Consider the following 561-nt stretch of genomic DNA (forward strand, 5'->3'; position numbering starts at 1 on the left):
GGTTAAGTCCCTGACGATCGCTAATAGGATTGCCTGGACGATGCACGTTAGTCAGCGCATGGTGGAGAGGTCTTTGAGTAAGGCCGACATTAAGGATTGTTTGAAGCAGGGCTACTTTACTGAGCGACCAACCATCGCCAATAAACCAGGTGATTTGCAATATCGTTTTCGGATGGAAGCCACCGTTGACGGCGTACGCATAGCGGTGGGAGCCGCTTTAATTCCGTCCACAAGAGTAGTTGTTATTACAGTTTTTGATCCGACCAAACCATAGCCAATGATCTCTTATCCTCATTTCGCGTTTCCGAATTTGTTTTTAGTGGATGGATATTCACTAGAGCAGACGGAATACGGTGAAGTTGTTTCTTATGAAGACGAAGGCGCTCTAGAGGCTTGCGTTGGGCGACTTCGCGTTCGAGCCCCTCGAAGGCTCAATGGTCCTGAATTACGATTTCTACGAAGAACTCTTGGACTAACCCAGGATGATTTCGGTGCCTTAATTGATCGAAACGAACAAACCGTCGCGAGGATGGAGAAATCAGATGCACCAATAGACCGCTC

At 47.8% G+C, this 561-nt stretch carries 1 protein-coding gene and 1 pseudogene; both read left to right on the top strand.

Translation table 11 applies throughout. From position 1 onward, the window contains the following. Positions 1 to 274 (top strand): DUF4258 domain-containing protein (locus AC1DWI_RS25915; protein ID WP_477726294.1); only part of this gene is annotated, 274 nt, incomplete at its 5' end. Between the two features lie 3 nt (positions 275 to 277). Further along, positions 278 to 561: pseudogene (locus AC1DWI_RS25920) on the top strand (helix-turn-helix domain-containing protein); the annotation flags it as partial.

The organism is Polaromonas sp. P3_C2, from assembly GCF_056402675.1.